Source organism: Aminobacter sp. AP02 (genome assembly GCF_003148805.1).
GTDB lineage: Bacteria > Pseudomonadota > Alphaproteobacteria > Rhizobiales > Rhizobiaceae > Aminobacter.
Genome location: NZ_QGGX01000015.1, coordinates 69,781 through 95,485 on the forward strand (window position 1 = coordinate 69,781; position 25,705 = coordinate 95,485).

The following is a 25,705-nucleotide window of genomic DNA, read 5'->3' on the forward strand; positions in this document are numbered from 1 at the left end:
GATCGGGGCGGCTTCGGCCGCCCCTTTCCCAACATGGAGGCGCAAATGGAAGCGCGAGTTACCAAGGCGTTCCCCGGCGTTCCCGAGGGCGAGATTTACGGCAGGCAGTTCGAGGTTGGCGAGGTGATTTCCGGCCGAATGGCGGAAGTTGCTCTGGCCGAAGGATGGGCCGTCAAAGAGGGCGAAAAGTCCAAGGACGCCGCACCTAAGCGGGGCTGACCAATGGCGCTGACCCTTGAGAAGGCCAAGAAGCATCTTCGCATCGAGTTCGACGACGATAACGAGATGATCCAGCTTTACCTCGACGCCGCCAAGTCATGGGCGTTGAGGTATTGCAATAGGCTGACGGTGCCGGCGGAGGCAGAATTCGCGTTTGATGCCGCCACTTTGCTCACGATGGCAGATCTTTACGAGAACCGTGAGGCGCAAACAGCCAACGCCCTGCATGAAAACGTCAGCGCGCGTCGGCTGATCGACCCCTATCGCCTGTTGAGGGTCTAGCCGTGTGGCTTCGCTTCACCGCCGACATGGACTTCAAACCCGCGGCCGGAACCACGATCGAATACAAGGCCGGCATGGTGCAGAACGTCACCCGCGACTGCGCAGACGAAGCGGTGACCGCGGGCAAGGGCGTGCGGTTGAACGCACCGCGGAAGGGCGAGGTGGCGGATAAAGCCGTTGATCGCCTAGAAGCAAGGCTTGACCGGGCTTTCAAGCATAACGACTATCGAACCAATCAAGCGTTCTCTGCGTCAAAGTAGATTCAGGGTCGCGTTGAGAAAACCGAGCGCGTGCAGCAACCAGAACCTGGGTGATCCCGCTTTCAGGGATTTGCTCAAGGGTCGAAATAATTGCCATCAACGCGATCTCGGTGGCACGTAATCTAGCCTCTAAATCCTCGTCCATTTGCCCCTCCCATTTTTGGGCAATCAACCACATTGGCTGAGAGGTGTCTATGTTGGCCAAGCGTAGTGGCGCTGGAAGCCTGAGCGAGCGCGTGACCTTCCAACGCAAGGACGCGATCGACGATGGTTACGGAAATCCTGTAACCGGTCCTTGGCAGGATATTTTCACTGAACCTGCCCGCCTACAGCCCCGCCTCGGTTCCGAGCCAGTAATCGCTGCCCGGCTCACCGGAATCCAGCCCTTCACCCTCACAGTTCGCAGCTCCACCCGCACGCGCGAGGTGACGCCTGCCTGGCGCATCGTGAATGCGCGAAGCGGCGCGACCTACAACATCAAGGCAATCACCAATCCCGACGAGCGGAATGTGTGGCTTGATTTGCTGGTTGTTGAGGGCGAACCGTCGTGACGCGCATACTTGGCTTGGCCAAGCTACAGCGCAAGTTGCAGCGCATGCCGGAAGTCGCCAAGGCGCGCATTCAAACTGCGATGGAGCAGGGCGCCAACGAAATCGTCGACATGATGAAATCGCTGGCACCCGTCGATGACGGCGACCTTCGCGACAGCATCGGTTGGACGTGGGGCAAAAAGCCCAAATACGCCCAAGCGATGGCGACGGTGAAGTCGAGCCTCGCCGGCGACCTGACACTCACGATCTACGCCGGCAACAGCAAAGTTCGGTACGCCCATCTAGTCGAGTTCGCCACGCGAGCGCACCAGAACGGCGGCCAGTTCGCGGGCACTGAACACCCCGGCACCGCTGCTCAACCCTTCTTCTTTGTGTCGTGGCGGGCTTTGCGCTCGCGGACCAAATCCCGCATCACTCGAGCGATCAACAAGGCTGCCAAAGACGTGGCCGCCGGGAAGTAGCCATGGACCCAATTTTGGAGCTTCAGGGCGTCATCGTGGCGCGCCTGCGATCGTTCGCGGCCGTAACGGCGCTCGTCGGGCAGAAATCATACGACCAACCGCCGCTGGATCAGAATGGCAAGGTTCCGGCGACTACGTTTCCCTACATCAGCATCGGCCCGTCAAACTACGTGACCGAAGATGCGGATTGCATCGACGGTGGCGAGGTCATGATTCAGATCGACGCCTGGTCGGTCGAACCGGGTCAGCCGCAAATGCGGCGGATGGCTGATGCTATCCGCAAGGCTTTCCGCGGATACGAATTCTCGCTGACTGAAAACGCGCTGGTCACCTTCGACCATTGGCGCACCGACTACATCGTCGACGGCACGCTCAAGCATGCGTCGGTTCGCTTCACGGCGATCGTCGAGCAACCTTAATCACAACATCGGCCGAAAACGGCCAAGGAGACAACAATGGTAGCTGCTACCACCATCAAGGGCGGTAAGGTCAAGGTTCTCCTTGGCAATGACTCGACGCCTACTGTTTACACCGCACCTTGCGGTTTCACGTCGAAATCCATCTCGCTCAGCAAGGCCTTGAACGAAGTTCAGGTGCCCGACTGCGATGACCCGGACAAGGTTGACTGGCTCGGCCGCGATTCAGTTTCGCTGTCGATGGGTGTGAGCGGCGAGGGCGTTCTTGCCGCACAGAGCGTGGAAACCTGGCTGGATGCCTGGGAATCCGTGGACTCGGTGCCCGTGAAGGTCGAGTGGGAATTCCCCGCCAAGACGATCACTTGGACTGGCCGAATGCACGTGGAGTCCGTCGAATCCACAGCCCCGAACGGCCAGCGCGCCACCATCTCTGTAAGCATGCAGTCTGATGGCGAAATGGTTCGGGTGGTCACTCCGTAATGAGCCGGGACGCATCCGTTGAACTCACCTGGGCGGACAACGACTACTCGTTCCGTCTAGGCTGGGGAGAGCTCGAAAAGCTGCAGGAGGCGACGGAGAGCGGCCCGTGGGTGGTTCTCTACCGTCTGCAGAACAAGCTGTGCAACGTGGGCGAGATTGCCCACGTGTTGCGCCTTGGCTTGGTCGGCGGCGGGCTGGAACCGGTAAAGGCGCTTGGGTTGGTTAGGGAATACGTCGAAAAGCGCCCGCCAGCCGAAAATCTGCTTCACGCCATCGGCGTTTTGCAGGTCGCGCTACACGGCGCGCCGGAGGAGAAACTGGGGGAAAGCGACGCGGCAAATCCACAGGCGACCGCCTAGACCCATTGCCTAACGGCAGGGTCAGGTTTGCCGCAGTCTACGGTAACTGCGCGGCCATGGGGTTCACGCCTCAGGAGGCGCGGGCGATGTCAGTATGGCAATACATGGCGGCGCTGGAAGGCTTTACGGAAGCCAACTCGCCCGACGACGGCGGCCTTTCCGAGAAGGAAAAGGACGAACTTTGGGGGTGGTTGGGGGAGGGCTAGTGAGCCTTGTCGACTAAATCATCGAGGTCAGATTTGGCCTCGATGAGAAGGTTTTCGCAATCCGATGTATCGATTGGAGTTGCCAGTTTCATGGCGCCGTCTCGTAATCCGCGGTCCAATCCCGTGATGTCTCGGGCCGTGTAGTTCGAAGGGTCGTATTGCTTGATGGCCCTTAGTGCCGCCGCTTTGGATGCGCGATACGTACTGCTTGCACCATCGCAGGCAAATGAAAGCTTCATGTATTCCATGTGCGCCGCAATCACGGCGTCGTTTTCCTGAGGGGAAGACGGGGTCGACAGGCCCAACAGTAGTACAGCGATAGCAAGCATATTCCACCACAATTAGAGCGGACCCAGACCTATGGCGACAGATCTGGAACGACTTGTCGTTCAACTTTCGGCCGATTTCAAGTCCTTCGAAAAAGGGCTTGCTAGAGCACAAGGCGTTTCAAATCGCCAGTTTAGCGCAATTGAAGCGCGCGCTCGCAAGCTAAACACCAATCTCGACAGCATTGGGCGGCAGGCAGCGAATAGTCTGATTGCCCCACTGTCAGGCATCGGGGCCGCATTGGGCGTGCGCGAAATTGCGCGATACGCTGACACTTGGACCGAGGCCGGCAACAAAATCCGCGCTGCTGCACAAATCGCGGGTGTTTCCACACGATCACTCGATGTTCTCAAGGATAGCGCGAACGCAGCACGTGCGGATTTTTCCACTTATGTTGATCTGTACGCCAAACTCATACGGTCTGCATCTGGGGTCGCAAAGTCCGAACTTGAAGTTGCCACGGCAACTGATGTTGTCACGAGGGCCTTCAAGGCAGGCGGAGCGAGCACCCAGGAGCAAATCGCTGGCATCATGCAGCTAAGCCAGGCCCTTGGGTCCGGCGTGCTTCAGGGTGACGAGTTGCGATCGCTCCGCGAGAACGCCCCTCTGCTGGCGAAAGCGATCGCCGACGAGTTCAAAACCACCATTGCCGGCCTCAAGGATCTTGGCGCTGAGGGGAAGCTCACCAGCGAACGAGTATTCAAGGCAATTCTGGCCGCTCAGAAGCCGATCGGGGCCGCGTTCGCCGTGACCAACGCGACTATTCAGGACGCGATATCGAGGATCAATAACGAGTTCACGGCCTATATCGGCAACGCTGATGCATCGGCTGGCGCAAGCCGAAAGCTCGTTGAAGCGCTGCAGTATCTGGCTGACAATTTTGGAGCCGTTTCTGACACCGTATTGCAGTTCGCAACCGTGCTCATCAGCGCGCTGACGGGCCGCGCCATCCTTGGCGTGGTTGCAGGGCTTGGCAATGCAGTGGTTGCGCTCGGGGCTTTCTTGACGGCCATGCGTGCCGGCACGCTTGTTGCGACCGGGTTCACTGCAGCACTTGGACCTATTGGGCTTTTGGCTGGCGCTGCTGCGGCCGCGATCTTCTTGCTCTCCGACAGCCAAGCGGAAGCCAAAGGCGCAGCGGGATCGTTTCAGATCTCTATCAAGGACAATGAGGCTGCGCTTCGCAGTGCGACCGACGCTACGCATGCTCAGGTCGACGCATTGCGCCAGTTGATCGCCATGCAGGTTCAGGCTGCAAAGACGGCTGCGATCGATGCGGAGGCCCAGTACAACGTCGCCAACAATCGCAGCAAATCGTTCAAAAAGGCCACCGGCCTTGAGTTTGAGCCGTTCGAATATTCAACGCGGAACGCCGGCCAGAAGCTAGCCGACCTTCAGGCTGCACAGTTCCAGCTAGAGGATCAGCTTGCGGCGGCCGACAAGCTGTTGGCAACCAAGCCTTCTGGCTTCGGCATCGGGTCCGGCACTCTGCCTGACAAGGATAAGAAGTCCAAGTCGCGCAAAAAGACCGCCCAAAACCGCCTCGACGAAGACATCCAGGCAATTCGCGACCGCACTGCGGCGCTGTTGCAGGAACAGGAACTCGTCGGCAAATCCTTCTACGTGCAGGAAAAGCGCCGTGTTGCGCTGGACCTTGAGCAGTCAGCGCTGAAGGAGCTTAGGGAGGAGGCGCGCAAGAAGGGCGCCACCGACCTTGAGAGCATCACGCTTTCAAATGCGCAGGTGGCAGCGATCGATGCTGCGTCCGAAGCCTACGCGCGCCAGGCTGACGCCTTGCGGCGGGTTGAAGAGACCCAAGAGCGCATCGAGCAGGCGGCGAGTGATGCCTACGAGGCGTTCAAGTCTGGCGCGATGGACGCCATCCTTGGTGCGGATAGCCTGCAGGATGCGCTTTCGGGGGTGCTGAAGCGGTTGGCCGAAATTGCCATTAGCAGCGCGTTCGACGGGCTATTTAAGCCTGCAACCGGGGGCTCGTCGGGCGGTGCATTTGGCGGTGTGTTTAGCGCGATCGGGAAGTTTTTAGGCTTCGCCGAAGGCGGCTACACCGGCGACGGCGGCAAAAACACACCTGCCGGCACGGTCCACAAGGGCGAGTATGTGTTCAGCAAGGCCGCGGTCCAAAAGGCCGGCGTTGCCAATCTGGATTCGATGCATCGCAACTTGAAGAGTGGCTACGCCTCTGGCGGCTATGTCGGTGCGCCGGTCATGCCGCGCATCCAAACGCCGGCCAACCAGAACGCCGCTGCACAGTTCACCTTCGCGCCTCAGATCGATGCGCGCGGAGCTTCTGTCGAGGCGGTTGCAAGGCTGGAGCAGGTAGTGGCGCGGCAGCAGCGCGAGTTCTCGGCGAACGTCGTCAACACGGTGCGGAAGATGCGGCCGGCAAACATGAAGGTGTAGCCAATGGCAAGCGAACACGAGTTACGCGATATGGAGGAGCGGCTGGCCGCTCTCTCCCACGCAGTTGTCAATCTGACTGCGGATATGGAGAAACTTAAGCGGCAGATCGGAGATGAGCGGCAATCGCCTCGAGAAGGTCGGCGAGGGCGGCTTTCGACAAGGCGGTAACTTCGGACTCTTTCAGGTCGCCCGACGTCGGAACCGGCAGTCTTCCCATGATCGATGCAGGTTCATCGTCAAGCCTGCAGGTAATGTTGAAGTTTGCCGCATTGGCCGTCGAGTCATGCGACAGGCCTTTGATGGCAATGTTGGTCAAGTTCGACATGAAGAATCCCCGTTTGTTGCAATTCAACATTGCAGATAGCGAGAAGCAATGGCAATTACCTATCCGCTAGACCTTCTCGCGGGCTTCCCCGGCTGGTCGACTGAGTTCGACCTGTTGTCTCGTGATGAGTTTTCGCGAACCGCCAACGGTCGAACGATTCCGAAGAACTTAGGCTCGCCGCTGTGGCGGGCCTCCTACACTACGCGCAGCTTGAGGCCGAACCAACTCGATGAGTGGCGCGCGAGGCTAAGCTCGCTTGAGAACGGGCAGAAGACGTTCAAAGGCTATCCGACTTCGAGGTGCCGGCCGATCGCACATCCGGGCTCGGCGGTACTTCCCACTGGCTCGCTGTTTTCGATCGATGCAAACCGCAAGGCTATCCGCATAACAGCCTTGGCCGGCGTCTCGTTGAGCGTTGGAGACATGATCCAGATCGGCACCAAAGACCTGCATCAGGTCATGGAGCCAGTGGACGGCCCAGTGACGGGCTTGTTTGAAGTGCGGCCACATATCTGGCCGGGCGTCGCCAATGGCGCGGTTGTGACCATAGTGAGGCCGACCTGCATCATGGCGATCGTGCCGGGATCGATTAGCAGCACGGCAGACAAAGAAACAGGCCGTGGTGTTGTGTCGTTTCAGGCTATTGAGGCGCGGTAGATCAGTTCTGCTGAACCGATATCCCGTTTTCATTCAGCTTGATCTCGACTCCTTGAGGCTTGCTTTGTTCGCGCACAACGTAAGCGCCAAGGGCGATCACTGCGACGACCAAGGCGCCGATTATCAGATAAAGGCGGTTCTGCTGCATTCTGATTCCTCGTCGAAACGTTGACCCGCCTTAGCACATCCCGCCCGGCCCGCGCGGGGCTTTTCGAAGGTTTCCCATCCCATGCGCAATATCTCAGCCGCCAACTTGGCGGCCCTACAGGCGCGCGCCTTGGTTGCCCGCGACTTCCTATGGATTGTTGCGCGAAACCGCGTGACGGGCGGCCCTGTGGCCGATGGCATGTGGTCTGACGTCGGCAATGTGTCGGCGTCGGTCATCCATCCCGATACCGGGCTTGAGGTGACGCGCGATTGGTTCGGATCCGGCACGCTGGTTGCGATCGACGACATTCCGCTCGTGTCGAATCTCACGGTGCAAAACGTCAACATCCGGCTCAGCCAGGTTGATGACCGGGTCGAGCAGCTTGTGCGCGACTACGATTGCAAACAGGCGAGGGTGGAGATTTACCGCGGCCTGTTCGATCCGGACTCGCGCCAGATGGTTGCGCCGGCCGAGTGCCGCTTTGTCGGGTTCGTCGACACCATCGAAATCAAGACACCTGATGAAAACGAGGAAGGCGGCGTTACGCTGACGTGTGCCAGTCATACGCAAGAGATGACGCGCGCCAACCCCGACACGCGCTCGCACGAGACGCAGAAGCTGCGCAGCGCGAGTGACACGTTCTTCAAGGACAGCGCGACGGTTGAGGCATGGGAAGTCTTTTGGGGTTCCGTTAAGGGAGCCGTGCCCACCCAGAAGAAGCGCAAGAAGTTTTTGGGGATCTTCTGATGGTGCGGCGAGCCAATGCCAGCGACCGGCTTGCAGTCGTCAGATTGCTCAAGGAAAGCCATGCGGCGGCCGGTTTCACCTTTCCGTTTCACGCCGCCTACGCCGAGCAACTGTTCAAGCAGCACATGGCCGACGGTCTCGTGTTGGTCCTAGGCGAGCCCGCCCAAGGCGTTCTTATGGCCCGTGCGTTCGAGCACCCATTCGGCGCCGGTCTCTGGGCCAAAGAAACCTGCTGGTACATCGCACCAGCAGCGCGCGGCCGCTCTGCGCTCCGCATGCTCGACTCCTACGAGGCTTGGGCGCGTGAGCAGGGCTGCGTCACCATCGGCATGGCTTCGCTAGCCACCAATGACGTCTCCGGTCTGTACGAGCGGCGCGGCTACGCGCCCGCCGAGACGCACTTCCTGAAAGCGCTTTAGGCGCCCGGCCTGCGGCTGCCTTGCGCTCTCGTTGGCGCCGCACGCCCCGACCAAAACCAAGGCACATCATGGCAATTTTCTCGGCGATCGCTTCGGCGGTCGGCGCCGTTGCGTCGTTCATTGGCGGCCTTGGCGCAATTGGCTCGTTCGTTCTCAAGACCGCAGTCGGCATTGGTCTCAACCTTCTTGCCCAGTCGATTGCCGGCAAGCCCAAAGACCCAACCTTTTCCATCAATGGGTCTCTCCAGGCGGGCGGCGACCTTCCGCGGTCGTTCATCCTCGGGCGGACGGCAACTGCCGGCTCGCTCGTTTGGGCGAACACCTGGGGCAATGTCGACGACACGCCGAACGCGTTTCTGACGCAGGTTATCGCGCTCGCGGATCTGCCTATCGCCAGCCTCGACGAGGTCTGGGTGAATGGCGAGCGCTGCACGCTTGGTGCCGACACCGGCTACGGCCGGAACGTCAACGAGTATCACGACAGCCTTTGGGTCAAGTTCTACGACGGCACGCAGACGTCCGCCGATCCTTTCCTTGTCTCGACAGCCTCCAACGGCCAGCGTCAGTGGGAAAGCACGCGCGTTGGACTTGGCGTCGCCTACGCCATCGTGACGGCAAAGGTCACGAAAAACCTGTTCTCAGGCATCCCGTCATTCAAGTTCGTTGTCAGCGGCACCCGGCTTTACGATCCGTCGCGCGATTCCAGCGTTGGCGGTTCCGGTCCACAGCGGTGGAGCACCCCAAGCACATGGGGCGGTGACGGTGACCACCTGCCAGCCGTGCAAGCCTACAACCTGCTTCGCGGTCTGACCTTCGGCAACAAGTGGTTCTATGGCCTGCAAGGGCTGGCCGCTGCTCGTCTGCCGGCGGCGAACTGGATTGCCCAGATCAACAAGTGCCGCGCGACCATCGGCGGCGCGTCCGGCCCTGAGCCAACTTATCGTTCGGCCGGCGAAATCCAGATCGAAGCGCCGTTGGCGTCTGCGCTCGAGGCTATCCTGACGACGTGTCAGGGGCGCATTTCCGAGATTGGCGGCGTCTATTCGATCTATCTCGGCGCTCCTGACCTGCCGACGTTCTCGTTCACCGACGGCGATATCCTGTCGACCGAAGAGCAGTCGTTCACGCCGTTCTTCGGGCTGGCCGACACCATCAACGGCATTTCGGCGACCTATCCGTCGCCTGCCGATGGCTGGGCCGCCAAGACCGCACCACCGCTCTATCGGTCGGACTTGGAAGCGCTGCACGGCAACCGCCGGCTTATGGCCGATGTGCCGTTGGACTTCGTACCATATGCCGAGCAGGTGCAGCGGCTCATGCTCTCCGCCCTACAGGAAGGGCAGCGAGCTCGCCGGCACACATTGGTGCTGCCGCCTGAGTTCTGGCCCTATGCGGTGCCTGGTGCGGTGCTGTCGTGGACATCGGAACGCAATGGCTACATCGCCAAGCTGTTCCGCATCGACGGTGTTGCCGACCGCGCCAACCTCGACGTGATGATCGACATCACCGAAGTTGACCCATCCGATTACGACTGGGATAGCGGCGACTTCCAAGAGCCGGTCGACGGTGCGGTTGGCCCTATCCGGCCACAGCCGCAGCCCATCATTGATTGGTTTGCCGAACCGTCGAGCATCAAGGACGATGCCGGATTGGATAGGCGCCCGGCGATCCTTTTGACATGGGACAACACCGCAAGTCGCCTTGTCGATGTCGTGGGCATCGAGTTTCAGGTGCGAATGGCGGCCACGCTTGAGACCGTCTACGGCGGACGCACAGATCAGCCAGAGACAGGTTCGCTTCTGATCAGCCAAGGGCTGCTACCCGACACTCTCTACGGAGTGCGCGGGCGTTACCTGCCTGGCGGCGACCGGCCAACGCTCTGGTCGGATTGGCTTCCGGTTCGGACGCCTGACATTCGCATTGCCGATGTCGAAGTCGGGCTCGCCGCGCTACGAGACGATGTCTACAAGCGCCTGCTTCAGCTTGCACAGGAGTCAGACGAGTTCCGTGCACGCCTTGAGCAGTTGGCCTTGGCGGCTTCCGATGCGGCGGGCGTGATCGTTGATGAGAACTCGGTTTCTGTCCGGTTCCGCAACGCCACGGCTGGTGCGCTCACCGGCATCAGCGCTTCGATTGAAGAAATCGACGGGGCGATTGAAGCTCTCGCGACTGCCTACACAGCTGTGTCGGCCACGGTCGGCGATCTTGCTGCTGATGGTCTCTGGCGCATGCAGGCGCAAGCCGGCAGCGGCGGAAATGTCCAGGCCAGCGTTGTGCTTCAGGTGCGCGCAACCACCGGCCATGACTGGGTCACTGCCGGCACCCTTTGGGAAGTCGGGTCAGTTGGCGGCGTGCCGTTCTCGCGCGTCGTCATCTACGCAGATCAGTTCATCCTGACCAATGGTTCCGGCACGGCGCTGCCCTTTGTCTATGACGGCGGCGGATTGCGGCTGGCCGTAGCCAACATCGGCACGGTAACCGCCGGCACGATCCGAAGCCCAGACGGCAAGTTCGTCATCACCCTTTCTACCGGTTCAATAGAGTGGTTTGACTAAATGTCGCGTGGGTTCCTGAAGGACATCGGTGGCACCAAGCGCATGCGCTTTGTGAAGCCCGGCTATGATGCCAACAACCTCAATGTGCCGCCCAATGCCGTCATCTTCGACAGCGAGGATGAAGGCGGGCTGTTCATCTACCGGTCGGGCACTTGGTCGGGTGCAATTCCGGGTGGGGCCGGGGCCTACATCGCCACTTGGCCCAGTCTGGGGTACACTCCGCTGGCGGTTGTCCAGAACGGTACGCCGGGCGCCGTGTGGCCGTTCTTCGACTACTACTACAACTCGGCCAGCGCGCCGCGCCTGATCGTCTACCCCGGCGGTTTGTGGCTGCGGAATGGCCGCAACGGCGTCGCACCCGATGCCACGGTCTTCAACATCACCTATCAAATCTATCGGTTGAGGGCTCAATGAAGCGCGGAAAAATCAGGCTTTCCGGCCCAGCACCAATCTTTCGCGTGTCAAAGCCCGGCGTTGACGTGGACACCGCAGCGCCAAATGAGTTTGTTGCGCACGAAGATTTCCTATTCTCGCAACCCTACGCATTCGGCTACGTCCAGTGCCCGTTCATTGGATTCACCGGCGAGGCCTACCGCGATGAGTCAGTGACGGTGACGGTGCCCAATCCGGGCGTCACACCCGTCATCCACCTGTTCCCGGTCGACCACAACAACCAGATTTCGTTTCCAACGCACTTCTCGGAGGGCGGCGGCAACGATCAGTCTGGTTATGCCGTTACCACCTACGTTGTCGACGGCACCACTTCAGGCAGCAACCTGACAATCCGGTTTCGCAAATCCTTCAACGGCCTGCGTTCGCCGAATGGCTGCTATTACATGCTCTCCAGAAACGCCAACGTTGGCGGCGCACCAGGCCCAGGCGGAAGCGGCCGGCCACGGATGCGCATCAACAAGAACGGCATCAAGATTGCTCGGCAAGGCTACGACGTCGACACGGCAGCCGAACAGGATCTCTACTTTTCCTCAAGCGGCATAGCGGCACGCGTGTTCGCAACCGGGCTCGTTGGCGTCAGCAACGCTGGCCACGAGCGCTACAACCAGGCGCGGGTGAACTTCTCCAAGACGTTTTCGCGTCCGCCGCTGGTTTTTGCTGCGGGGCTTCGTTCTGACGGCGGCGCAGATGTGACGCCGGTTCGCTATCGCGTCATTGGCAACAACATCGCCCGCATTCACCCCCACTACTGTTTGAAGATCGACACGACGGGCTTCGACATCATGGTCGTCAAGGACTACGGCCCCGGCGACTTCTATGTCGATGTACCCACTACCTGGAGGTACTGGGTCTTGGACAACACCCTCGACGGCTAGCCACACTCAACTAGGCAAAAATCATGACATCATCGGTTTATTCGACCGGCACGGTTTCCGTGTCGAACGGCTCGCCTATTGTGACGGGCACAGACACGGCTTGGGACGTCGCGCTTGTCACTGGCGGCATGTTCAGCTTCGCTGGGTATGCGGTGCCGATTGCCAGCGTTGAGGGCGACACGTCGCTGACACTTGCCTACGGGTGGCCCGGTGCTACGGCCAGCGGCGGCTACGCCATCGCCCGTGAGACCTCAGAAGCGGTGCGGGCGGCCTGGATAAACGATCGCCTCGCGCAAATCCTAACCAAGCTTTCGCTGGCTGGCATCCATCCCGACGGTGCCGGCACCCTAGCCGAGCGCAATGCGTTGTCGCCGCAGCCGGCCGCTGGTTACCTCTGGCTGCGCGTCGAAATCGGCTATGGGCTCGACATCTACAAGCGCACCCCGAGCGGCTGGGACGGCCCGTTTGGTATTACGGGGCCGGAGGGTCCGGCTGGAACCTTGCGCTGGATCGAGGCGGGTTGGGCTTCGGGCACTGCCTACGAATACAACGACGGCCTGACGCGCAACGGCACGTCTTACCGCTGCTTTGTGGCACACACGTCCGGCGCTGCCACCGAACCGGGTGTCGGTGCCAATTGGCAGACTGTCTGGAAGGTTACCGCAGCCAAGGGCGATAGCTTCAGGTTCCGTGGCGCCTATAGCGGCGCGACTGCATATCTGGCCAATGACGTTGTGCGGGACGGGGGCTCAAGCTGGGTGGCGCTTCAGGCTACCACTGGCAACGCTCCGCCGGCCTTGCCGGCGACGACAAACGCCTACTGGGAACTGATGGCCGTGAAAGGCCAGGACGGCACCGGTACGGGCGATGTTGTTGGGCCGGCCGGCGTTGCATCGAACCGCATGGCGCTGTTCGATGGCTTGAGCGGGAAGCAGATCAAGGCGGGCACGCTCACCGAAGTGCTCGACATGGTCGGCTCGCCTGCCGAAGGCGATATCCTCTATCGCGGGGCGTCTGGTTGGACGCGGTTGCCGAAGGGTGCTGCGGGGCAGGTGTTGAGGCAGAACACAGCGTTGACTGCGCCTGAGTGGGGTGCGCCTGCGCCGCGAGGGCATCTGACTGGGATCCAATTGGCAAACAACGCAGCCGACGCCACGAACGACATTGACTGGACGGCAGGCGATTGTGCGAGCTCGTCGATAAGTCCGATCCTCATGGTCGTGTCCGCAGGGACCATGCAGTTAGACGTGGCCTTCGGCACAGGGAACGGCGGTCGATTTGACGCTGCGATGAGTGATGGCTCATGGCACTGCTTTGTCATCAGCAATGGTGTAACTGTTAAGGTCGGCATGTCGAAGTCGACGGATCCGACATCTCAGCCAAACTATCCTGTCGGCTATGCTCACCACAGGCGGGTCGGCTCGATCATTCGCGATGGTGGTGTAATTAGGCCGTTTATGCAGGCTGGCGACATGTATTTATGGGCGACAGAACGTATCGATAGAAACTCAAATGCAAATCAGGCCAGTGTTCTTCTGACAGTCAGCGTCCCGACTGGAATAGTTGTTCAACCTCTTTTGAGGGTTCAAATGAGCGCATTGGGGGTGGTCGGGGTCGTCAATCAAGCGACTGTACTGGGATCCGCAATGACTGGCTTAGCCAATTTGGTTGTAGCTCAAATATACACGAGCGCGGCCTCCGAAACCGCCGTAGTGACTGCAACCCCACCTCCTAATCTGTCCACCAATACAAGTGGACAACTCTGGTTCGCACATACCCCCTTCGGCGGCGCCGCGCCTTCAGCCAGCACCCTGTATTGTTACGGGTACATCGATAGTCGCGGGAGGGTGTAGATGCGTTTTACCATCGCCAGGGCGGCACGATAGTCGGCGACTACTCGAATTTACTGGCAGGAGTAGCCCAAGAGCAATTGCCCGATAACCACCCCGACGTTGTCGCTTATTTCAACCCTCCGCCACCGGTTAACTCCTACAAGACCGCGATCGTTGCCCATCTCGACGCCAAGGCGCAGGAGCGGCGTTACGACAACGCAGTATCGATCGCGACCTATGTCGGCAGCACCAACTCACAATGGGCAACAGAAGCGGCTGCTTTCGTTGCCTGGCGCGACGCGGTCTGGGCTTATGCCGAGCTCGACAAGGTCATGAACGGTGAGCGCCCGCAGCCGACAGTAGTTGAATTCGTGACAGAGTTGCCGTTGCTGCCTTGGTCAGGCGATCAGGCTTAGGAACTCTGATCCTTCCCAATCAGTGCGTTGTATTCATCGCTCGCGAGAATGCCGTCGACGAACTCTGCGCGACCTTTCTGCTCGATGAAACCAATACTGTGTTCGAGGCCGCCAACATCGACCGGGCGGCCAAGCTTGGTGAAGTAGGTGTGGTGTACGAACTCTTGGTCCGTCAGAAGGTCAGGGTTGTCGCCCTTTCGGAACCACACTTCGTAAAGCCATTCATCGCGAAGACGAGATTCGCAAACGATCAGTCCAACTTGTTGACCGACATCCGCAAGTGTCAGTGCGGTATGTCCAGCCAAATGGTAGTCGCCGTTGTATGCTTGCGTCCCATAAATCATGTGAACCAATTGTGAATGCTTCTCAAGCGTTTGCCACGATGGCTGAAGGCCGAGCTTCAGCATATCGAAAAGACTTGGAACCCTGATGTAAAGTCGTCCAGTGGGCGAAAGAAGCCTTGCCCACTCTTTCAGCGCCGGCAGCTGCTTTGCGCGCTCCACGTGCTCTAGAACATCCTGGGCGACAATTTCTTGGTAGTGACTAGAAGGCAATCCTTCAAGGTTGAGAATGTCTGCGACCAAGTCGGGTTTTGTAAAATCATGTAAATCGACATTTAGAAATCCCTCCCTGATATCCCATCCACAGCCTAAGTTAAGCTTCGTCAGCGATAAGTCCATTCAATTCTCCTCGCCATGTATTCCTCAAGGATTGCCCTTAAAGACAAAGTCCATTGTCGTCTAGGCGTGACGGTCTTCGTCTGGTCGATTGGCATATCCCCCGCACCGCCCAAAGGTCGGCGAGCGCATCATGCCGCGTGTGATTGTGGCCGTCGCCGATCTCTTCGATGACTTCGGCCAAAGCGGCAAGGGTCGCATTTAGCCGGTCAATGCCGTCGGCAAGATCGGCGCTGGCCGGAGTTCGCGCGGTCGCGCGCAGCACCAAGCGCCTTGCCTCAGTGACGGGGAATGGATGCCCCGCACGTTCGATTAGCCTGGCGATCGCTTCGAATTCGTCCACCTGAAATCCCCCGCCGCCAAGGTCGCGCGGCTTCGGCTAGCCGTCAATCGGCACCAATCCCACAAAATCTTAGGAGCCGTTATGGCTAAAGAAACGCTACCCGCAGCGCTTAAGCTGATGTTCGGGCATGAGGGCGGTTATTCAAACCACCCGAGCGACCCCGGCGGGCCGACGAAATACGGCGTCACGCTCAAGACGTTGCGTGCGCATCGTCGCAACCCCAAACTTACCGCAGAGGACGTCAAGGCGCTTACCCTTGCGGAGGCGGAAGACGTCTATCACAAGTCCTATTGGACGCAGTCTGGCGGAGACCTGCTCCCGGCTGGCCTGGACTATTCTTCTTTCGACTACGGCGTGAACTCTGGTCCGGCAACCGCCATCAAGCGGCTGCAGAAGGTGCTAGGCATCGGGCAAGACGGCATTGTCGGCGGGCAGACGCTCGCTGCGATCGATGCCTACCCTGGAGGCCTAGCTGAGCTGATCGTGGCTTATGCCGAAGAGCGCATGCGCTATCTGCGCGGCCTTGGAACTTGGGGCAAGTTCGGTCGCGGCTGGACCATCCGGGTAACCGGCAAGGATCCAAAGGGCCAGTACAAGCCGGCCCTCGGTGTTGTCGGCAATTCCCTGCGCATGGCTGCGGGTCGCGTCACAGCACCATCGGCTTCGCCTGTCGGAACGCCGAAGGCGCCTCCATCGGACGCAGGCATCGCCGAGATCCTGAAGAAGCCTGAGGCATGGGCGCCGCTTGGCGGCTTGCTGTCCGCGGTTGGCGGTATGGCGGCCGGGGCAGGGCCAGTGCAATGGGCGCTGGCCGTCGTGCTGGTGGCTGGCGTTGGCTATGGGCTCTATCGGCTTGTTAAGCGCGAACGGGCAACAGCATGATCGCCCTATGGACCGCAGCCCGCTCGCGAATAGCGGGCTGGCTTGCCGCAATAGGCATGGCCGCCATGTTGCTTGGCGCCGCCTACACCAAAGGCCGGCAGGACGCCGCGTCGCGGCAGACCGAAGACCGGCTCAAATCAATTCAGAAAGCTAGACATGTCGAAGATGAAGTGGGTCGCCTCGATCCTGCTGCTGTCGACGCTCGCCTTAGCAGGTGGATGCGTGACCGGTAACTATTGCGACGTGGCGCGTACCGTGAGGCCGAGCGTCGAAGATCGTCTGACCGAAGGAACGGCGACACAAATATTGGCGGAAAACACCAAGCTCGAGCGGTTGTGCGGGGTGCGGCCGTGACCGGGCCCGAAATTATGGCCGTCGTCGGCTTCTTCCTCACGCTCGCCTACGCCATGTGGTTCGCGTGGGGTCGGGTAGAGGGCAAGGTGAAGATCGCCGAAGACAAGGCGGACAAGGCCCTTGGCAAGATTGCCGACCACAAGCTCCACGTCGCTGAGACCTATGTCAGCAAGCAGGGGCACCGCGAAGCGACCGATCAAGTGATGGAGGCCATTGGCGCGGTGAAGACCGCAGTCGAAGGCACCAACCTCCGGATCGATCGCATGTGGGAGAGCCACGGCAAGCCGGCGCCACGGGCGAGACAGTAGCCGGGTTTACCTATCGTTAACCGTGACCGGAAGGCGAGGTGAATAGGGCTTAATCGGGCCAAATGGGGCAACTACCGACGAAAGCGAACGTAGCCCTATGCAGGAACTGCCGAATGGATGACGAACCGAAAACGACCTCCGACAGGTGGGCGCCATTGAAGTGCATAGCAAATGTCGCATTGCTTTTTGCGCCTATCGCGATCGGGCTTGGCGTGTTGGTGATGGTGTCGGCGGGCAATGACCGAGTGGACCCGGTGGTGACGAGCACGGTCCAGCAAAGGTAGCGAAACGGGACTATTGCCCGCGAAATCCAACTTTCAACACAATGCGCCATCATCGGGCGACCGCGGGTGTGATTTAGCCCGCCTCAGGCAACAGCCCCGCTGCCGAAAGGTGGTGGGGCTTTTTGTGTTTCAGGTCCAGTTCCGAATTCGCTTGCTTTATGAACCTCGAACCTCCATACGAGGTCATCGGCTGCTGATCGGCTGGGAACGCTCTTCGAAATACGTTGGTGGGTTTCCCCTTTATGCAGCCGGATTTGCCCTGATTGATGGTGCGCCGACCACGAATGTACCGGCGGTTCACATGTCTCAGGAATGAAGGGGAAGCGGGCATCACGGCCCGCTTTTTTCATTTCTGACTCCGGCTTTGGATCTGGGTCCGATAGCCGTCGTATTTGATCTCATGCGTCCAAGCTTCGCTCTCGGGCGGCTTGTCGACCAGAGTCGGGATGCAAGGCGGGATGAATATCCCCATGCCTCAAGGATAGGGCTGTGCGGCCATGACCCTATCGAGCCGCGGGCGAGACGGGCCATATAATTTCATTAGGCCTAAAGCCTGCCCGCGCGAGAGCCCGTACTTTTTCGCGAGCGCTCGGTCGGTGTAGACGTCGGCTGGCACATATAGGAACTCGAACATTTCGAGTTGGCGCTTGTCGGGTACGCTAAACATGGCTGGTTCTTCCCAACGCTTTCGACGCGTTGAAACGCCTAAGTCGTCAAATCGATCCATCGATATAACTTGGCCGGCGCCTCCCGGCTGAGTCTTCCAAAGCAGCGCCGGCCTGCGGACAGATTGCCGCCGCACCGAAACGCTATCAGGGCGTTGCTAGTGGTTCAAGAATTCGGCAGCGGCATTTTTGCGTCTTGGGCAACTAGACCCTATTGCTGGAGGCCAGGATAGGCCCATACGCCGGAGATGCGCATAAGATCGCGATAAACGACCATCCGTTCGTCGACCGAGACGGTAGCCGCCTCAGCAATTGACGGTGCATCCAAGGCAGCCACAGGTACAATACTTGTCGGCAGATCATATTGGCGAAGGGCTTCTTCAAGTAGGGTTCGCGCACGCCGCATATGGCTTGAGCTCGTCACCAAAATCACCGTATCGGCGTTGTGACGCGCGAGCAAATTGGCGACGTTGAGCACATTGCCGACGGTATCTTTGGACTTGTCCTCGATCAGGATGCGGTCGCGGTCAACGCCCTTCTCGACCAGCCACTTAGTCATGACGTCACCTTCTGTGACGCCACTTTTTGGAACGCCGCCGGTGACCATAATGCGCGCCGACGGGTTTGCCTCGGCCACTTTGAGCGCGACGCCAAGACGGTCGAGCAAGGGCTGCTCCGCGGTTCCATCGTCAGCCAACGCGTAGCCAAGTGTGACTACCATTACGTTACCAGGCACCACAGGAACGTCAAAATTCTGCTTGTCGGCCATGATCTGCTCGGCGCGAATAAAGCGTTCGCGGTACGCTTCTGCCTGGTCGCGATCGAGTCCGGCCAATGCTTGATGAGCGAGGATTGCGATGGTTTCGTCATTGCGGATGCGGGCGATCGCCTCGAGCCAAGCCTGCGCATTGAAGGCGGTCGGGTCCTTGGCCAGAATTCCCTCAAAGGTGGAACGCGCATCGTCGAGCTTCTTCTGGATCACCTGTGTTGCGGCGACAGCATAGAGGAAGTCCAGACGTTCGGGAGCTAGCTTAGCCGCTTCGGCGAAAGCCTGCTCCACAACGTCGTAGCGGCCGTGCAGGGTTATACCCTTAAAGACTTCCGCCTCGGCCTTCTTAACGTCGCCACCAGACCAATAATACTTCATGCCTGTGTCGACCAGTTCCTTGATGCGTGGAGCATCGGCCTGGTCAAAGGCGTATGCCGGCGACAAGGCGATCAACGCAAGGAATGCAGCGGATCCGAGCAGAGCAAGTCGTTTGATTTCAAATCTCCCAAAGACAACCTAGCGCTATTGGCGATGAGTAACGAGAAAATGACAGCCCGCTGCCATTCACCCTTCCGATCTGCGATACCCAGAACATCCCATATGCCCTGAGCTAGGGTGATCGTAGGTGCGGCCGGATTTTCGTCAATACGAACATCAAAGGCATGCTGCAGTCTGAATAGGGGAGGCCGCGCTGCGCAAGTCCGATCACGGAGGGCCGTCAGATCAACGTCGGTTGGGCTCGACCCTCAACGATCTGGCTTGGTGGGAGATCAACAATCGTCAGCAATTCGTCGGGCAGGGGGCGCTGCAGCGCTTTCGCTTCTTGCCAGGGCGCCGTCAGCCAGGTCTCGATTTCCTCAGGCGTGGTCAGTATGACCGGCATTGCCTTGGAATGGATAGGCCGAACAACGCCGTTCGGATCGGTGGTCAGAAAGGCATAGACCTCCCAATCGAGCACGCCGTCGCGGATGGTTCGGGCACCCCGCCAAGGTGTCCAGAGCCCGGCGAACACCGCCAGCGGCTTGCTTTCGTTGAGGGCGAACCAGAAGTTCCGATGCTGGCCGGTGTCTGGATCTTTGTCGCCATCCGTCGGGCTAGGCTCTGCGAAGCTGGTAAATGGGACGACGCAGCGATTGCCGACGCCGAGCCATTGAGCCCAGTGCTTGCTGTCGGTCTTGCGGATATTGGTGACGCCGCGGTCGGGCTCCTTCGCCAACAGATCGTTGAAATCGACCGTCTGGCCTTTGGCCTGCAACTTCTGCGCGCGCTTCTTGGTTGCCTCGAACATCACCTTCAACGAGGTCGGCATGCCCCAATTCAGCATTGCCAGCTGGCGGCGCCCTTCGAAGTTTCTCACCACTGGCCCATTGCGACCGGGATAGACGTCAAGCGAAGGCTCAAGGTTGCCCGCGATATCGTCGAATAGCTTGGCCAGTCCACGGATGGCGTCCTGGGTGGTGGTGATGTTGTAGAGGTTGCACATCGGCCAAAGCCTGCCTTGTCTCATAGCCTTAGGTCAACGGGAATTTGCCAGTTGTGAATTGACTCGGCAAGGCAAATGTTCCTATTTTGTTCGCATGCCCTCGCCGTACAGATCAAAGCCATATCCGCTCTCCAACCTAAATGATGGGAGGCAATTTGTTCGCGTCCGTTGCGCCTATTGCAGTCGCACGCACCACTACTATCCGACTGACCTTATTCAGGTTTTCGGGGATGTGGACGTCGATTCACTGATGGGGCGAATAAAGTGCGAAGCCGGGGATCACGGGCAAATGAGGGTCGACACGGTGTATCCATCCGGCGCGGAGGCGGTAGGGATGACGATCCGACGTCTGGTCTCGATCGAAATAAGGCGCATACCTGTGTGGCGGGAAAAATGACGGGCGCGAGGGAATAGCCCAATGCCGATGCTGTCTGAATTCCCGTCCGAAAAGGTCATTGTCTCGTGCGAAAAATGCGGGATGTGGAAGCAGTACGACCGAGACGCGATGGTCCGAACCGGGGGAGATCGCACACTGGCGCACTTGCTCGATGAGATTGTCGCGCGCGTGGGCTGCCCAAAAGCTAAAAGCCTGAGCGTCTATGACCGGTGCGGAGCCAAGTACGAGGATCTGCTAGCCCTGATGGGCGGCGGAAATGCGTATGCGAAGGCGAAGGGCGGGTGAGGGCTGTTGGGGCTGCCGTGTTCTTTCGGGTGCATGGGCAGTAGTTCGATCGAACACGAGGCAGGCCGCTGCTTGTCAGGTTGCGCCGCGTATGTTTTTTCAAGGGGGGGGGGATTCACATGCTGACCAAAACCGCGCTGCTCGAACTCGACGCTGAAACGCGAACCTTTGCTCTTGTTGGAGCCTTCATCGGCTATTTTGCCCTTCTCGAGCAAGGCATTGAGAGTGCACTAGGCGAAGTAGTCGGCGTGGATGGAGTGCGTCGAGCGATTATCGGCCGGAACATGGGGTTCGATGACAAAATCAAGACCCTGCGTACGTTGGTCGATCTTTTTATTACTGATAAGGTGGAAGCAAAGCGATTTGACGATTTGGCCAAGCGCGCCAGAAAGTGTGGCGAACTCCGCAACATAGTGGCGCATACGCCATTTCGTCAGAGCTCCACTTCAGATGGAGCAGAGTTTTTCCCAATTTCCGCGAGCAGCAAGCTTGAGTTTCCTGACATGGACTGGTCGATCGACGACTTCCTGATGCAAATCGACAGCATCAATCAGATCGACAACGACTTAAGGTCTCTCGAGAAGCGCATGTCACTACAACGTATTGCTGAAGCCCTTATGCAGGTGCCCGACGCCAACGATGCTCGTGGGGAGCGGGCTGCTGCCGTGGGCGGCCTCTTCGGCCTCGGCTCGGCTCTCCTGAAAGACAATGACCCCTGATAAGCCTTGGCTTCCACGTCTGATTACCTTCTTGTCTTTACATCACCGCCGGGACTTTTTCAGAGGGAATTGCAAATGGCTCGACTTGGACAGAAGCCGCACATTAGAAACATCAAGGGTAAAAGCGGTTCGGCCACGACCAGAACAATCCGCGCGGGCGGAAAGCCGAAGCCTACGAAGTCAGCGCTAAAGAAGAGCTAGTTGCCTTAATCAGCAGATCGGCCAGGTTTGAGGGATGTCCCGCTGTTCTTCGATGCGTTCGGCGTCGGTCATGGGGTGTCCTAACTCGCTGTCAATTGTCTGCAGCTACACGCTCGGCGATGACGACTATCAATATTTCCCGTCGAGAACTCTACGAAAAGGTCTGGGCCGCTCCACTGCAAAAAGTCGCGGATGCCCTCGACTGCGACTACTGGCGGTTGAGAGCGGCCTGCATCGAACGGCATGTCCCTCTCCCGCCAAAAGGCTACTGGATGAAGGTAGCTCACGGGAAAGCACTCCCTGAGCGTCCGGCTCTTCCCGACCATCCTAGTGGGTATAACGCGGTACCGCTTCACGTTGGTGATGCGGCCGAGAAAGCGCAGATCGCGGCCCGACGTTCGCTTGCGCAAGAGATCGTCGAATCGCTTGGCCCCATCAGAGTTCCATCTCGCCTGGTCAACCCCCATCCCGCAGTTGCCGAGATAATCGCAGATCCGTCTCGTTGGCCAATCCCGCGCGAGATGCGCGCTGCTCTGACCAAACCTCCGAGCGATTGCCTTCGGCGCGCGTTCCGTTTCTTAAATGTTATTGCTCGGGCCGAGGCGCAGGGCTTTACGGTTCGCGGAGGGGCAGACGGTGGTCTGATTATTTCGTCTGAGTATCGCAACACGACCATTCGCGTACGAGAAAAGCTGAAGCGGGTAGCAATTCAGCTGCCGAGAGATCCACATGATCGCTATGCAGATCTAACGTCAAAGAACCGGTCGGACGATGGCTACCAACTGCAACCAAGCGGTTTGCTGGAAATCCAGCTTTACGGTGGTAAGTGGGCTGAGGAGCCCAAGGACGACTTGGAGGCCAGCCTTCCGCACTTGATTGCGCGTCTCGTCAGCGACCGTGAGTATGACAAAGAACGGGCTGCATCGGCTGCGGAGCGGGAGCGGCTTCGCCAGATAGAGTCGCGCAAGCGGGCAAAAGCGAAGAAGATCGCGGATCAAGAGGCGTTGGCCTTTGGCGAGTTCCTCGAGATGTCTGTTCGTTGGACAGCGACGACCCAAGCGCGTGCATTCGTTGCCGCCATTGGCGCTGCCGGACCAAGTTCTGCAAACACTTCAACCTTGGAGTGGCTTGTCAGTAAGCTGGATGCGCATGATCCCCTACAGGATGGCCCTGACAAAGTGCTCGAAAGGCTCAGTGCGGTGCGAGACGACATAGGAGAGTGGAAGGATATGGACTAGGGCGTCGAAAGCCATCGCTTTGTTGTGGATACCGTCGATTGCAGAGGACATTGCATTTGGGGCGTGAGTGAATAGTCCGAGCGATATGGGGCAGCGATGACCGAAACCAAGTCGAACACTGGTCCTGGTGGTCTCATCCTCAGTGATGAGGAGAGCAAGGCACTCCAAGAAGTGGCCAAGACCGCAAGCAAATATGAGCAGGCGGCTCGTGAACTCGGCGCATTCGTCGGGTCCGTAATTGGGCACCCCCTGCGACAGGCCGGTGGTCTATTGGGCGATTCACTTGGAATACTGCGTCTTGAAATGGCCCTCCGATACAAGGGGCGAGTAGATCGGATCATGCACGAGCGCGGCTTAAGCGGCCCACAGCGTGAAATTCCCTTATCGGTAGCCTATCCGTTGCTTGAGGCTGCCTCAATTGAAGAGGACGAGCAGCTTCAGGAAATGTTCGCCCAATTGCTGGTGAATGCGATCGACGGCAATGTCGGGGGGTACATACCAAAATCATTCGTTGAAACCATTCGCAAGATGTCCCCCTTGGAGGCACTGATCTTGAACCGGATGGTAGATGCACCGCCCACAAGTGTTGGCGATGGGGGCATGATGTACACCGGGCGCCTGCCGGACGACTATTTAGATAGTCCAGCGGCAATTGACGGAGGAGAGCCGGAACCTAGGGCAGATGTCGCTTTGGCTCTATCATCCCTCATAGCGGCTGGGTGTGTTGGCGCTATGCTTCGCATGAACGGCTCGTACGACATTGCTGAGGCGCGGGTGACAGAGTTCGGTCAAGCATTGGTGCGGGCCTGCAGATCGCCTGCGTAGGCATTCACTGTTGCTGGCGCGGGGCTCAGCCCTGCCGCTCTTTGAGCCTCACGCCAGGGCCATTGCCGTTCTGATCGATGAACATCACGCCGGCCGCCTCAAGGGCGGCGCGGATGTCACGCAGCGTCCTTTCATAGGGCGTCGACTTTTCAGCTTCGAAATTGGCGAGCGTTGCTCGACCGACTCCCGCTGCTTCGCAGAGATCGGATTGCGACCATGCTAGCAGGGCACGTGCGGCGCGGCATTGTGCAGCTGTAGTGGGCATTATGGCTAACTCGATACTTTTTGCATTGACTTGGCATCGGACGATGCAATATGCATTGAGTCATACCAAATGCATCGCATCGACGCAACGAGGAGCCCGCATCATGCTTAACAGCCCGTTACCGCAGGGAACATACGGACAGTCAGTCACAGACCTGGCTAAGCGCTATCACGCAGTTACGGCTCTCTACGCGATGTGCCCTTGGGTCGACGATGCGATGGACCGGATATGCGAGGCGGCCGAGATCGTTGAGCATGAGATTTTCAATACGGCTTCCGCTGACTTCAGCGAGATCGCAATCAAGCTCCGCATCCTTGCCGACAAGGCGGATGATACATCGTCGCTCCATGACATGCAGGGCAGGGTGAGAGACATTGCTGGCGAGTGGGACAGGCTGCTCGGCGTGGGGCAAGCGGCCGTGCATAAGCTGGACGCCTTCTTGAAGGCCGCTTGATCGAATCGCCCCTGTACCGGCGCGGGACTTCTAGCCCGTGAGCCGTAATTGGATGATGCGCGTTCGAATCGCGCCAGGGGCTCCAATCAAAGCTGACAGCTACCAACTGTCGGCAAGGGCCGCACTGAACGCTATTTCGTTTAGTGGCACCACCGGCCCGCTACAATGCCCAAAGCGGGGAGGGAAAGCGGGGAAGACCCGGCTCGCTTTTCAGAAAATGTAAGGAAAACAAACGCTTAGCCAAATGAAATGGCTCCCCGGGCCGGATTCGAACCAGCGACCAACCGGTTAACAGCCGGTTGCTCTACCACTGAGCTACCGGGGAACAGCGCTCTCATGTGAACGAGGCGGCGTATAGCAACGGCTTTCCGATTTGCAAAGCGCTAATCTGAATTTTTTCGAAGTTTTTCACTGCCAACTTTCTGGTAATTGCCCCGCATGGCGCTCATATGACGGCTTCGCAAGGGGTGCGGCTGGTTCGCTGCGGCATTCCGGCACAGACCAACGAGCGGAAATGCAGGGCGAATGATCAAACAGAAACCTCAGCAGCCCCCAAGGCGGAAGATTTCGATCCTGGGCCGTGAATTCGCCATGCCGCAATCGCGCGGCGTGCGGATCGGGCTTGGGATCGCACTTTGCTTCCTGGGACTGCTCGGCTTCCTGCCCGTGCTCGGATTCTGGATGGTGCCGCTTGGCCTGCTGATTCTTTCGCACGAATTCCACGTCGTACGCCGCATACGTCGCAGACTGATCGTCTGGTGGGAAAGGCGTAAGCGTCCGACGAGCTGACCTTCTGAGCGAATAGGGGCTTGGTCCGGGATTCGGGCGCGTCGCGCCCAAAATGCTCATTGGGTGCGGAGTGCTGCGGCGCACGTGTAGCGAGGGGCAGGGCATGCTGATTGTTTCCACGGGTTCGCCTCGACGCCGGCGTTGTCGTTTCCTGTAGGGCACCTGCAAAACCAGCGGGAAAAAATCTTCCCCGCTTGACGGCGGAATCCTGGCAACCTATTGGAGCCGTGTAGACGCCCGAAGCGGCGAGGCCTCGTGGCGGAGTGGTTACGCAGAGGACTGCAAATCCTTGCACCCCGGTTCGATTCCGGGCGAGGCCTCCAGCTTCCTCGGCAACCGCCGCCGAGGACCCATTCGG

Annotated in this window: 33 protein-coding genes, 3 tRNA genes and 1 pseudogene; 28 read left to right on the forward strand and 9 right to left on the reverse strand. The window is 59.2% G+C overall.

Features of this window, described 5'->3' with window-relative positions:
* Positions 1 to 45: 45 nt before the first annotated feature.
* The 8 genes from C8K44_RS27555 to C8K44_RS19115 all read left to right on the forward strand — a co-directional run bounded on the left by C8K44_RS27555 (position 46) and on the right by C8K44_RS19115 (position 3,028).
* Entirely contained in the window at positions 46 to 219 is a 174-nt protein-coding gene (locus C8K44_RS27555; protein WP_158282762.1) for a hypothetical protein, read from the forward strand.
* 3 nt (positions 220 to 222) lie between these two features.
* Complete coding sequence (locus tag C8K44_RS19085) at positions 223 to 501, forward strand: head-tail connector protein (protein WP_109577363.1); 279 nt, start codon at positions 223 to 225, stop codon at positions 499 to 501.
* 2 nt (positions 502 to 503) lie between these two features.
* Positions 504 to 761: a hypothetical protein gene (locus C8K44_RS19090; RefSeq protein WP_109577364.1), complete on the forward strand. Its 258-nt coding sequence runs from the start codon at positions 504 to 506 to the stop codon at positions 759 to 761.
* A gap of 194 nt (positions 762 to 955) precedes the next feature.
* Positions 956 to 1,312, forward strand: coding sequence for a head-tail adaptor protein (locus C8K44_RS19095; RefSeq protein ID WP_109577365.1), 357 nt, complete (start codon positions 956 to 958; stop codon positions 1,310 to 1,312).
* Entirely contained in the window at positions 1,309 to 1,773 is a 465-nt protein-coding gene (locus C8K44_RS19100; RefSeq protein WP_199227142.1) for an HK97-gp10 family putative phage morphogenesis protein, read from the forward strand. Before C8K44_RS19095 ends, C8K44_RS19100 begins: the two co-directional genes overlap by 4 nt.
* Positions 1,774 to 1,775: 2 nt before the next feature.
* Positions 1,776 to 2,192: a DUF3168 domain-containing protein gene (locus C8K44_RS19105; RefSeq protein WP_109577366.1), complete on the forward strand. Its 417-nt coding sequence runs from the start codon at positions 1,776 to 1,778 to the stop codon at positions 2,190 to 2,192.
* Positions 2,193 to 2,228: 36 nt separating this feature from the next.
* Positions 2,229 to 2,669, forward strand: coding sequence for a phage tail tube protein (locus C8K44_RS19110; RefSeq protein WP_109577367.1), 441 nt, complete (start codon positions 2,229 to 2,231; stop codon positions 2,667 to 2,669).
* Positions 2,669 to 3,028, forward strand: coding sequence for a GTA-gp10 family protein (locus C8K44_RS19115; protein ID WP_109577368.1), 360 nt, complete (start codon positions 2,669 to 2,671; stop codon positions 3,026 to 3,028). The genes C8K44_RS19110 and C8K44_RS19115 overlap by 1 nt, the downstream gene beginning before the upstream one ends.
* A gap of 202 nt (positions 3,029 to 3,230) precedes the next feature.
* On the opposite strand, the gene C8K44_RS19125 is transcribed toward C8K44_RS19115, so the two are convergent.
* Positions 3,231 to 3,482 (reverse strand): hypothetical protein, encoded by a 252-nt coding sequence (locus tag C8K44_RS19125; RefSeq protein WP_146203968.1) that lies wholly within the window; start codon positions 3,480 to 3,482, stop codon positions 3,231 to 3,233.
* A gap of 112 nt (positions 3,483 to 3,594) precedes the next feature.
* Between C8K44_RS19125 and C8K44_RS19130 the strand changes: the two genes are divergently transcribed.
* Positions 3,595 to 5,982, forward strand: a complete 2,388-nt coding sequence (locus C8K44_RS19130; RefSeq protein WP_109577371.1) for a tape measure protein — start codon at positions 3,595 to 3,597, stop codon at positions 5,980 to 5,982.
* 94 nt (positions 5,983 to 6,076) lie between these two features.
* On the opposite strand, the gene C8K44_RS19135 is transcribed toward C8K44_RS19130, so the two are convergent.
* A complete protein-coding gene (locus C8K44_RS19135) occupies positions 6,077 to 6,307 on the reverse strand; it encodes a hypothetical protein (RefSeq protein ID WP_109577372.1) in 231 nt (76 codons plus the stop codon).
* Between the two features lie 48 nt (positions 6,308 to 6,355).
* Here C8K44_RS19135 and C8K44_RS19140 point away from each other — a divergent pair, with 48 nt between their 5' ends.
* Positions 6,356 to 6,964 (forward strand): hypothetical protein, encoded by a 609-nt coding sequence (locus C8K44_RS19140; protein WP_109577373.1) that lies wholly within the window; start codon positions 6,356 to 6,358, stop codon positions 6,962 to 6,964.
* Between the two features lies 1 nt (position 6,965).
* Here the strand turns inward: C8K44_RS19140 and C8K44_RS27745 are convergent, their stop codons facing one another.
* Positions 6,966 to 7,112, reverse strand: coding sequence for a hypothetical protein (locus tag C8K44_RS27745; protein ID WP_199227143.1), 147 nt, complete (start codon positions 7,110 to 7,112; stop codon positions 6,966 to 6,968).
* An 81-nt stretch (positions 7,113 to 7,193) separates the two neighbouring features.
* Here C8K44_RS27745 and C8K44_RS19145 point away from each other — a divergent pair, with 81 nt between their 5' ends.
* The 7 genes from C8K44_RS19145 (at position 7,194) to C8K44_RS19175 (ending at position 14,409) form a co-directional block, all read left to right on the forward strand.
* Positions 7,194 to 7,859 (forward strand): hypothetical protein, encoded by a 666-nt coding sequence (locus tag C8K44_RS19145; RefSeq protein ID WP_109577374.1) that lies wholly within the window; start codon positions 7,194 to 7,196, stop codon positions 7,857 to 7,859.
* Positions 7,859 to 8,278 (forward strand): GNAT family N-acetyltransferase, encoded by a 420-nt coding sequence (locus C8K44_RS19150; RefSeq protein ID WP_245417549.1) that lies wholly within the window; start codon positions 7,859 to 7,861, stop codon positions 8,276 to 8,278. Before C8K44_RS19145 ends, C8K44_RS19150 begins: the two co-directional genes overlap by 1 nt.
* A gap of 68 nt (positions 8,279 to 8,346) precedes the next feature.
* Positions 8,347 to 10,833 (forward strand): phage tail protein, encoded by a 2,487-nt coding sequence (locus C8K44_RS19155; protein WP_109577376.1) that lies wholly within the window; start codon positions 8,347 to 8,349, stop codon positions 10,831 to 10,833.
* On the forward strand, positions 10,834 to 11,247 hold the full coding sequence (locus C8K44_RS19160) for a hypothetical protein (protein WP_109577377.1): 414 nt from the start codon (positions 10,834 to 10,836) through the stop codon (positions 11,245 to 11,247). It begins immediately after the preceding gene.
* Entirely contained in the window at positions 11,244 to 12,161 is a 918-nt protein-coding gene (locus C8K44_RS19165; protein WP_109577378.1) for a hypothetical protein, read from the forward strand. The genes C8K44_RS19160 and C8K44_RS19165 overlap by 4 nt, the downstream gene beginning before the upstream one ends.
* Before the next feature lie 23 nt (positions 12,162 to 12,184).
* Positions 12,185 to 14,014, forward strand: coding sequence for a carbohydrate-binding protein (locus C8K44_RS19170; protein ID WP_109577379.1), 1,830 nt, complete (start codon positions 12,185 to 12,187; stop codon positions 14,012 to 14,014).
* Between the two features lie 77 nt (positions 14,015 to 14,091).
* On the forward strand, positions 14,092 to 14,409 hold the full coding sequence (locus C8K44_RS19175; protein ID WP_109577380.1) for a hypothetical protein: 318 nt from the start codon (positions 14,092 to 14,094) through the stop codon (positions 14,407 to 14,409).
* Here the strand turns inward: C8K44_RS19175 and C8K44_RS19180 are convergent.
* Positions 14,406 to 15,089 (reverse strand): methyltransferase domain-containing protein, encoded by a 684-nt coding sequence (locus C8K44_RS19180; RefSeq protein ID WP_109577381.1) that lies wholly within the window; start codon positions 15,087 to 15,089, stop codon positions 14,406 to 14,408. The two genes, C8K44_RS19175 and C8K44_RS19180, sit on opposite strands and share 4 nt — an antisense overlap.
* 37 nt (positions 15,090 to 15,126) lie before the next feature.
* Positions 15,127 to 15,429, reverse strand: coding sequence for an NAD-glutamate dehydrogenase (locus C8K44_RS27335; protein WP_146203969.1), 303 nt, complete (start codon positions 15,427 to 15,429; stop codon positions 15,127 to 15,129).
* A gap of 81 nt (positions 15,430 to 15,510) precedes the next feature.
* Here C8K44_RS27335 and C8K44_RS19185 point away from each other — a divergent pair, with 81 nt between their 5' ends.
* The 3 genes from C8K44_RS19185 (at position 15,511) to C8K44_RS19195 (ending at position 16,973) form a co-directional block, all read left to right on the forward strand.
* Entirely contained in the window at positions 15,511 to 16,311 is an 801-nt protein-coding gene (locus C8K44_RS19185) for a glycoside hydrolase family 108 protein (protein WP_109577382.1), read from the forward strand.
* Positions 16,312 to 16,467: 156 nt separating this feature from the next.
* Positions 16,468 to 16,665 carry a hypothetical protein gene (locus C8K44_RS19190; RefSeq protein ID WP_109577383.1) on the forward strand — a complete coding sequence of 66 codons (198 nt, stop codon included), beginning with the start codon at positions 16,468 to 16,470 and terminating at the stop codon, positions 16,663 to 16,665.
* The gene (locus C8K44_RS19195; RefSeq protein ID WP_109577447.1) at positions 16,662 to 16,973 is read left to right on the forward strand and encodes a hypothetical protein; all 312 of its coding nucleotides are present in this window, start codon (positions 16,662 to 16,664) and stop codon (positions 16,971 to 16,973) included. Before C8K44_RS19190 ends, C8K44_RS19195 begins: the two co-directional genes overlap by 4 nt.
* Before the next feature lie 1,160 nt (positions 16,974 to 18,133).
* On the opposite strand, the gene C8K44_RS19210 is transcribed toward C8K44_RS19195, so the two are convergent.
* Together C8K44_RS19210 and C8K44_RS19215 are read right to left on the reverse strand one after the other, a co-directional pair.
* Complete coding sequence (locus C8K44_RS19210; protein ID WP_245417550.1) at positions 18,134 to 19,144, reverse strand: YdcF family protein; 1,011 nt, start codon at positions 19,142 to 19,144, stop codon at positions 18,134 to 18,136.
* 265 nt (positions 19,145 to 19,409) lie between these two features.
* A complete protein-coding gene (locus tag C8K44_RS19215; protein ID WP_348626337.1) occupies positions 19,410 to 20,198 on the reverse strand; it encodes an SOS response-associated peptidase in 789 nt (262 codons plus the stop codon).
* A gap of 394 nt (positions 20,199 to 20,592) precedes the next feature.
* Between C8K44_RS19215 and C8K44_RS19220 the strand changes: the two genes are divergently transcribed.
* The 4 genes from C8K44_RS19220 (at position 20,593) to C8K44_RS19235 (ending at position 23,839) form a co-directional block, all read left to right on the forward strand.
* Positions 20,593 to 20,856, forward strand: a complete 264-nt coding sequence (locus tag C8K44_RS19220; RefSeq protein ID WP_109577387.1) for a hypothetical protein — start codon at positions 20,593 to 20,595, stop codon at positions 20,854 to 20,856.
* Between the two features lie 119 nt (positions 20,857 to 20,975).
* The gene (locus C8K44_RS19225) at positions 20,976 to 21,575 is read left to right on the forward strand and encodes a hypothetical protein (protein WP_109577388.1); all 600 of its coding nucleotides are present in this window, start codon (positions 20,976 to 20,978) and stop codon (positions 21,573 to 21,575) included.
* A 320-nt stretch (positions 21,576 to 21,895) separates the two neighbouring features.
* A complete protein-coding gene (locus tag C8K44_RS19230; RefSeq protein WP_109577389.1) occupies positions 21,896 to 23,014 on the forward strand; it encodes a hypothetical protein in 1,119 nt (372 codons plus the stop codon).
* Positions 23,015 to 23,110: 96 nt separating this feature from the next.
* A complete protein-coding gene (locus C8K44_RS19235) occupies positions 23,111 to 23,839 on the forward strand; it encodes an Abi-alpha family protein (protein ID WP_109577390.1) in 729 nt (242 codons plus the stop codon).
* Positions 23,840 to 23,873: 34 nt separating this feature from the next.
* Here C8K44_RS19235 and C8K44_RS19240 read toward each other — a convergent pair.
* Positions 23,874 to 24,104 (reverse strand): annotated as a pseudogene (locus tag C8K44_RS19240) (helix-turn-helix transcriptional regulator); the annotation flags it as partial.
* Between the two features lie 103 nt (positions 24,105 to 24,207).
* On the opposite strand from C8K44_RS19240, the gene C8K44_RS19245 reads away from it, so the two are divergent.
* Complete coding sequence (locus C8K44_RS19245; protein ID WP_146203970.1) at positions 24,208 to 24,558, forward strand: hypothetical protein; 351 nt, start codon at positions 24,208 to 24,210, stop codon at positions 24,556 to 24,558.
* Between the two features lie 7 nt (positions 24,559 to 24,565).
* Positions 24,566 to 24,643 (forward strand) — tRNA-OTHER (locus tag C8K44_RS27560).
* A 165-nt stretch (positions 24,644 to 24,808) separates the two neighbouring features.
* Here C8K44_RS27560 and C8K44_RS19250 read toward each other — a convergent pair.
* Positions 24,809 to 24,883 (reverse strand) — tRNA-Asn (locus C8K44_RS19250).
* 200 nt (positions 24,884 to 25,083) lie between these two features.
* On the opposite strand from C8K44_RS19250, the gene C8K44_RS19255 reads away from it, so the two are divergent.
* On the forward strand, positions 25,084 to 25,347 hold the full coding sequence (locus C8K44_RS19255) for a hypothetical protein (RefSeq protein WP_109577393.1): 264 nt from the start codon (positions 25,084 to 25,086) through the stop codon (positions 25,345 to 25,347).
* Positions 25,348 to 25,596: 249 nt separating this feature from the next.
* A tRNA-Cys gene (locus C8K44_RS19260) sits at positions 25,597 to 25,670 on the forward strand.
* Positions 25,671 to 25,705 lie beyond the last annotated feature (35 nt).

Bases quoted from the DNA above. Each gene is read 5' to 3' on its own strand.
- C8K44_RS27555 (WP_158282762.1), top strand. From the start codon at position 46: ATGGAAGCGCGAGTTACCAAGGCGTTCCCCGGCGTTCCCGAGGGCGAG.
- C8K44_RS19085 (WP_109577363.1), top strand. From the start codon at position 223: ATGGCGCTGACCCTTGAGAAGGCCAAGAAGCATCTTCGCATCGAGTTC.
- C8K44_RS19095 (WP_109577365.1), top strand. From the start codon at position 956: ATGTTGGCCAAGCGTAGTGGCGCTGGAAGCCTGAGCGAGCGCGTGACC.
- C8K44_RS19105 (WP_109577366.1), top strand. From the start codon at position 1,776: ATGGACCCAATTTTGGAGCTTCAGGGCGTCATCGTGGCGCGCCTGCGA.
- C8K44_RS19110 (WP_109577367.1), top strand. From the start codon at position 2,229: ATGGTAGCTGCTACCACCATCAAGGGCGGTAAGGTCAAGGTTCTCCTT.
- C8K44_RS19115 (WP_109577368.1), top strand. From the start codon at position 2,669: ATGAGCCGGGACGCATCCGTTGAACTCACCTGGGCGGACAACGACTAC.
- C8K44_RS19125 (WP_146203968.1), bottom strand. From the start codon at position 3,482: ATGGAATACATGAAGCTTTCATTTGCCTGCGATGGTGCAAGCAGTACG.
- C8K44_RS19130 (WP_109577371.1), top strand. From the start codon at position 3,595: ATGGCGACAGATCTGGAACGACTTGTCGTTCAACTTTCGGCCGATTTC.
- C8K44_RS19135 (WP_109577372.1), bottom strand. From the start codon at position 6,307: ATGTCGAACTTGACCAACATTGCCATCAAAGGCCTGTCGCATGACTCG.
- C8K44_RS19140 (WP_109577373.1), top strand. From the start codon at position 6,356: ATGGCAATTACCTATCCGCTAGACCTTCTCGCGGGCTTCCCCGGCTGG.
- C8K44_RS27745 (WP_199227143.1), bottom strand. From the start codon at position 7,112: ATGCAGCAGAACCGCCTTTATCTGATAATCGGCGCCTTGGTCGTCGCA.
- C8K44_RS19145 (WP_109577374.1), top strand. From the start codon at position 7,194: ATGCGCAATATCTCAGCCGCCAACTTGGCGGCCCTACAGGCGCGCGCC.
- C8K44_RS19150 (WP_245417549.1), top strand. From the start codon at position 7,859: ATGGTGCGGCGAGCCAATGCCAGCGACCGGCTTGCAGTCGTCAGATTG.
- C8K44_RS19155 (WP_109577376.1), top strand. From the start codon at position 8,347: ATGGCAATTTTCTCGGCGATCGCTTCGGCGGTCGGCGCCGTTGCGTCG.
- C8K44_RS19160 (WP_109577377.1), top strand. From the start codon at position 10,834: ATGTCGCGTGGGTTCCTGAAGGACATCGGTGGCACCAAGCGCATGCGC.
- C8K44_RS19165 (WP_109577378.1), top strand. From the start codon at position 11,244: ATGAAGCGCGGAAAAATCAGGCTTTCCGGCCCAGCACCAATCTTTCGC.
- C8K44_RS19170 (WP_109577379.1), top strand. From the start codon at position 12,185: ATGACATCATCGGTTTATTCGACCGGCACGGTTTCCGTGTCGAACGGC.
- C8K44_RS19180 (WP_109577381.1), bottom strand. From the start codon at position 15,089: ATGGACTTATCGCTGACGAAGCTTAACTTAGGCTGTGGATGGGATATC.
- C8K44_RS19185 (WP_109577382.1), top strand. From the start codon at position 15,511: ATGGCTAAAGAAACGCTACCCGCAGCGCTTAAGCTGATGTTCGGGCAT.
- C8K44_RS19190 (WP_109577383.1), top strand. From the start codon at position 16,468: ATGTCGAAGATGAAGTGGGTCGCCTCGATCCTGCTGCTGTCGACGCTC.
- C8K44_RS19215 (WP_348626337.1), bottom strand. From the start codon at position 20,198: ATGAGACAAGGCAGGCTTTGGCCGATGTGCAACCTCTACAACATCACC.
- C8K44_RS19220 (WP_109577387.1), top strand. From the start codon at position 20,593: ATGCCGATGCTGTCTGAATTCCCGTCCGAAAAGGTCATTGTCTCGTGC.
- C8K44_RS19225 (WP_109577388.1), top strand. From the start codon at position 20,976: ATGCTGACCAAAACCGCGCTGCTCGAACTCGACGCTGAAACGCGAACC.
- C8K44_RS19230 (WP_109577389.1), top strand. From the start codon at position 21,896: ATGACGACTATCAATATTTCCCGTCGAGAACTCTACGAAAAGGTCTGG.
- C8K44_RS19235 (WP_109577390.1), top strand. From the start codon at position 23,111: ATGACCGAAACCAAGTCGAACACTGGTCCTGGTGGTCTCATCCTCAGT.
- C8K44_RS19245 (WP_146203970.1), top strand. From the start codon at position 24,208: ATGCTTAACAGCCCGTTACCGCAGGGAACATACGGACAGTCAGTCACA.
- C8K44_RS19255 (WP_109577393.1), top strand. From the start codon at position 25,084: ATGATCAAACAGAAACCTCAGCAGCCCCCAAGGCGGAAGATTTCGATC.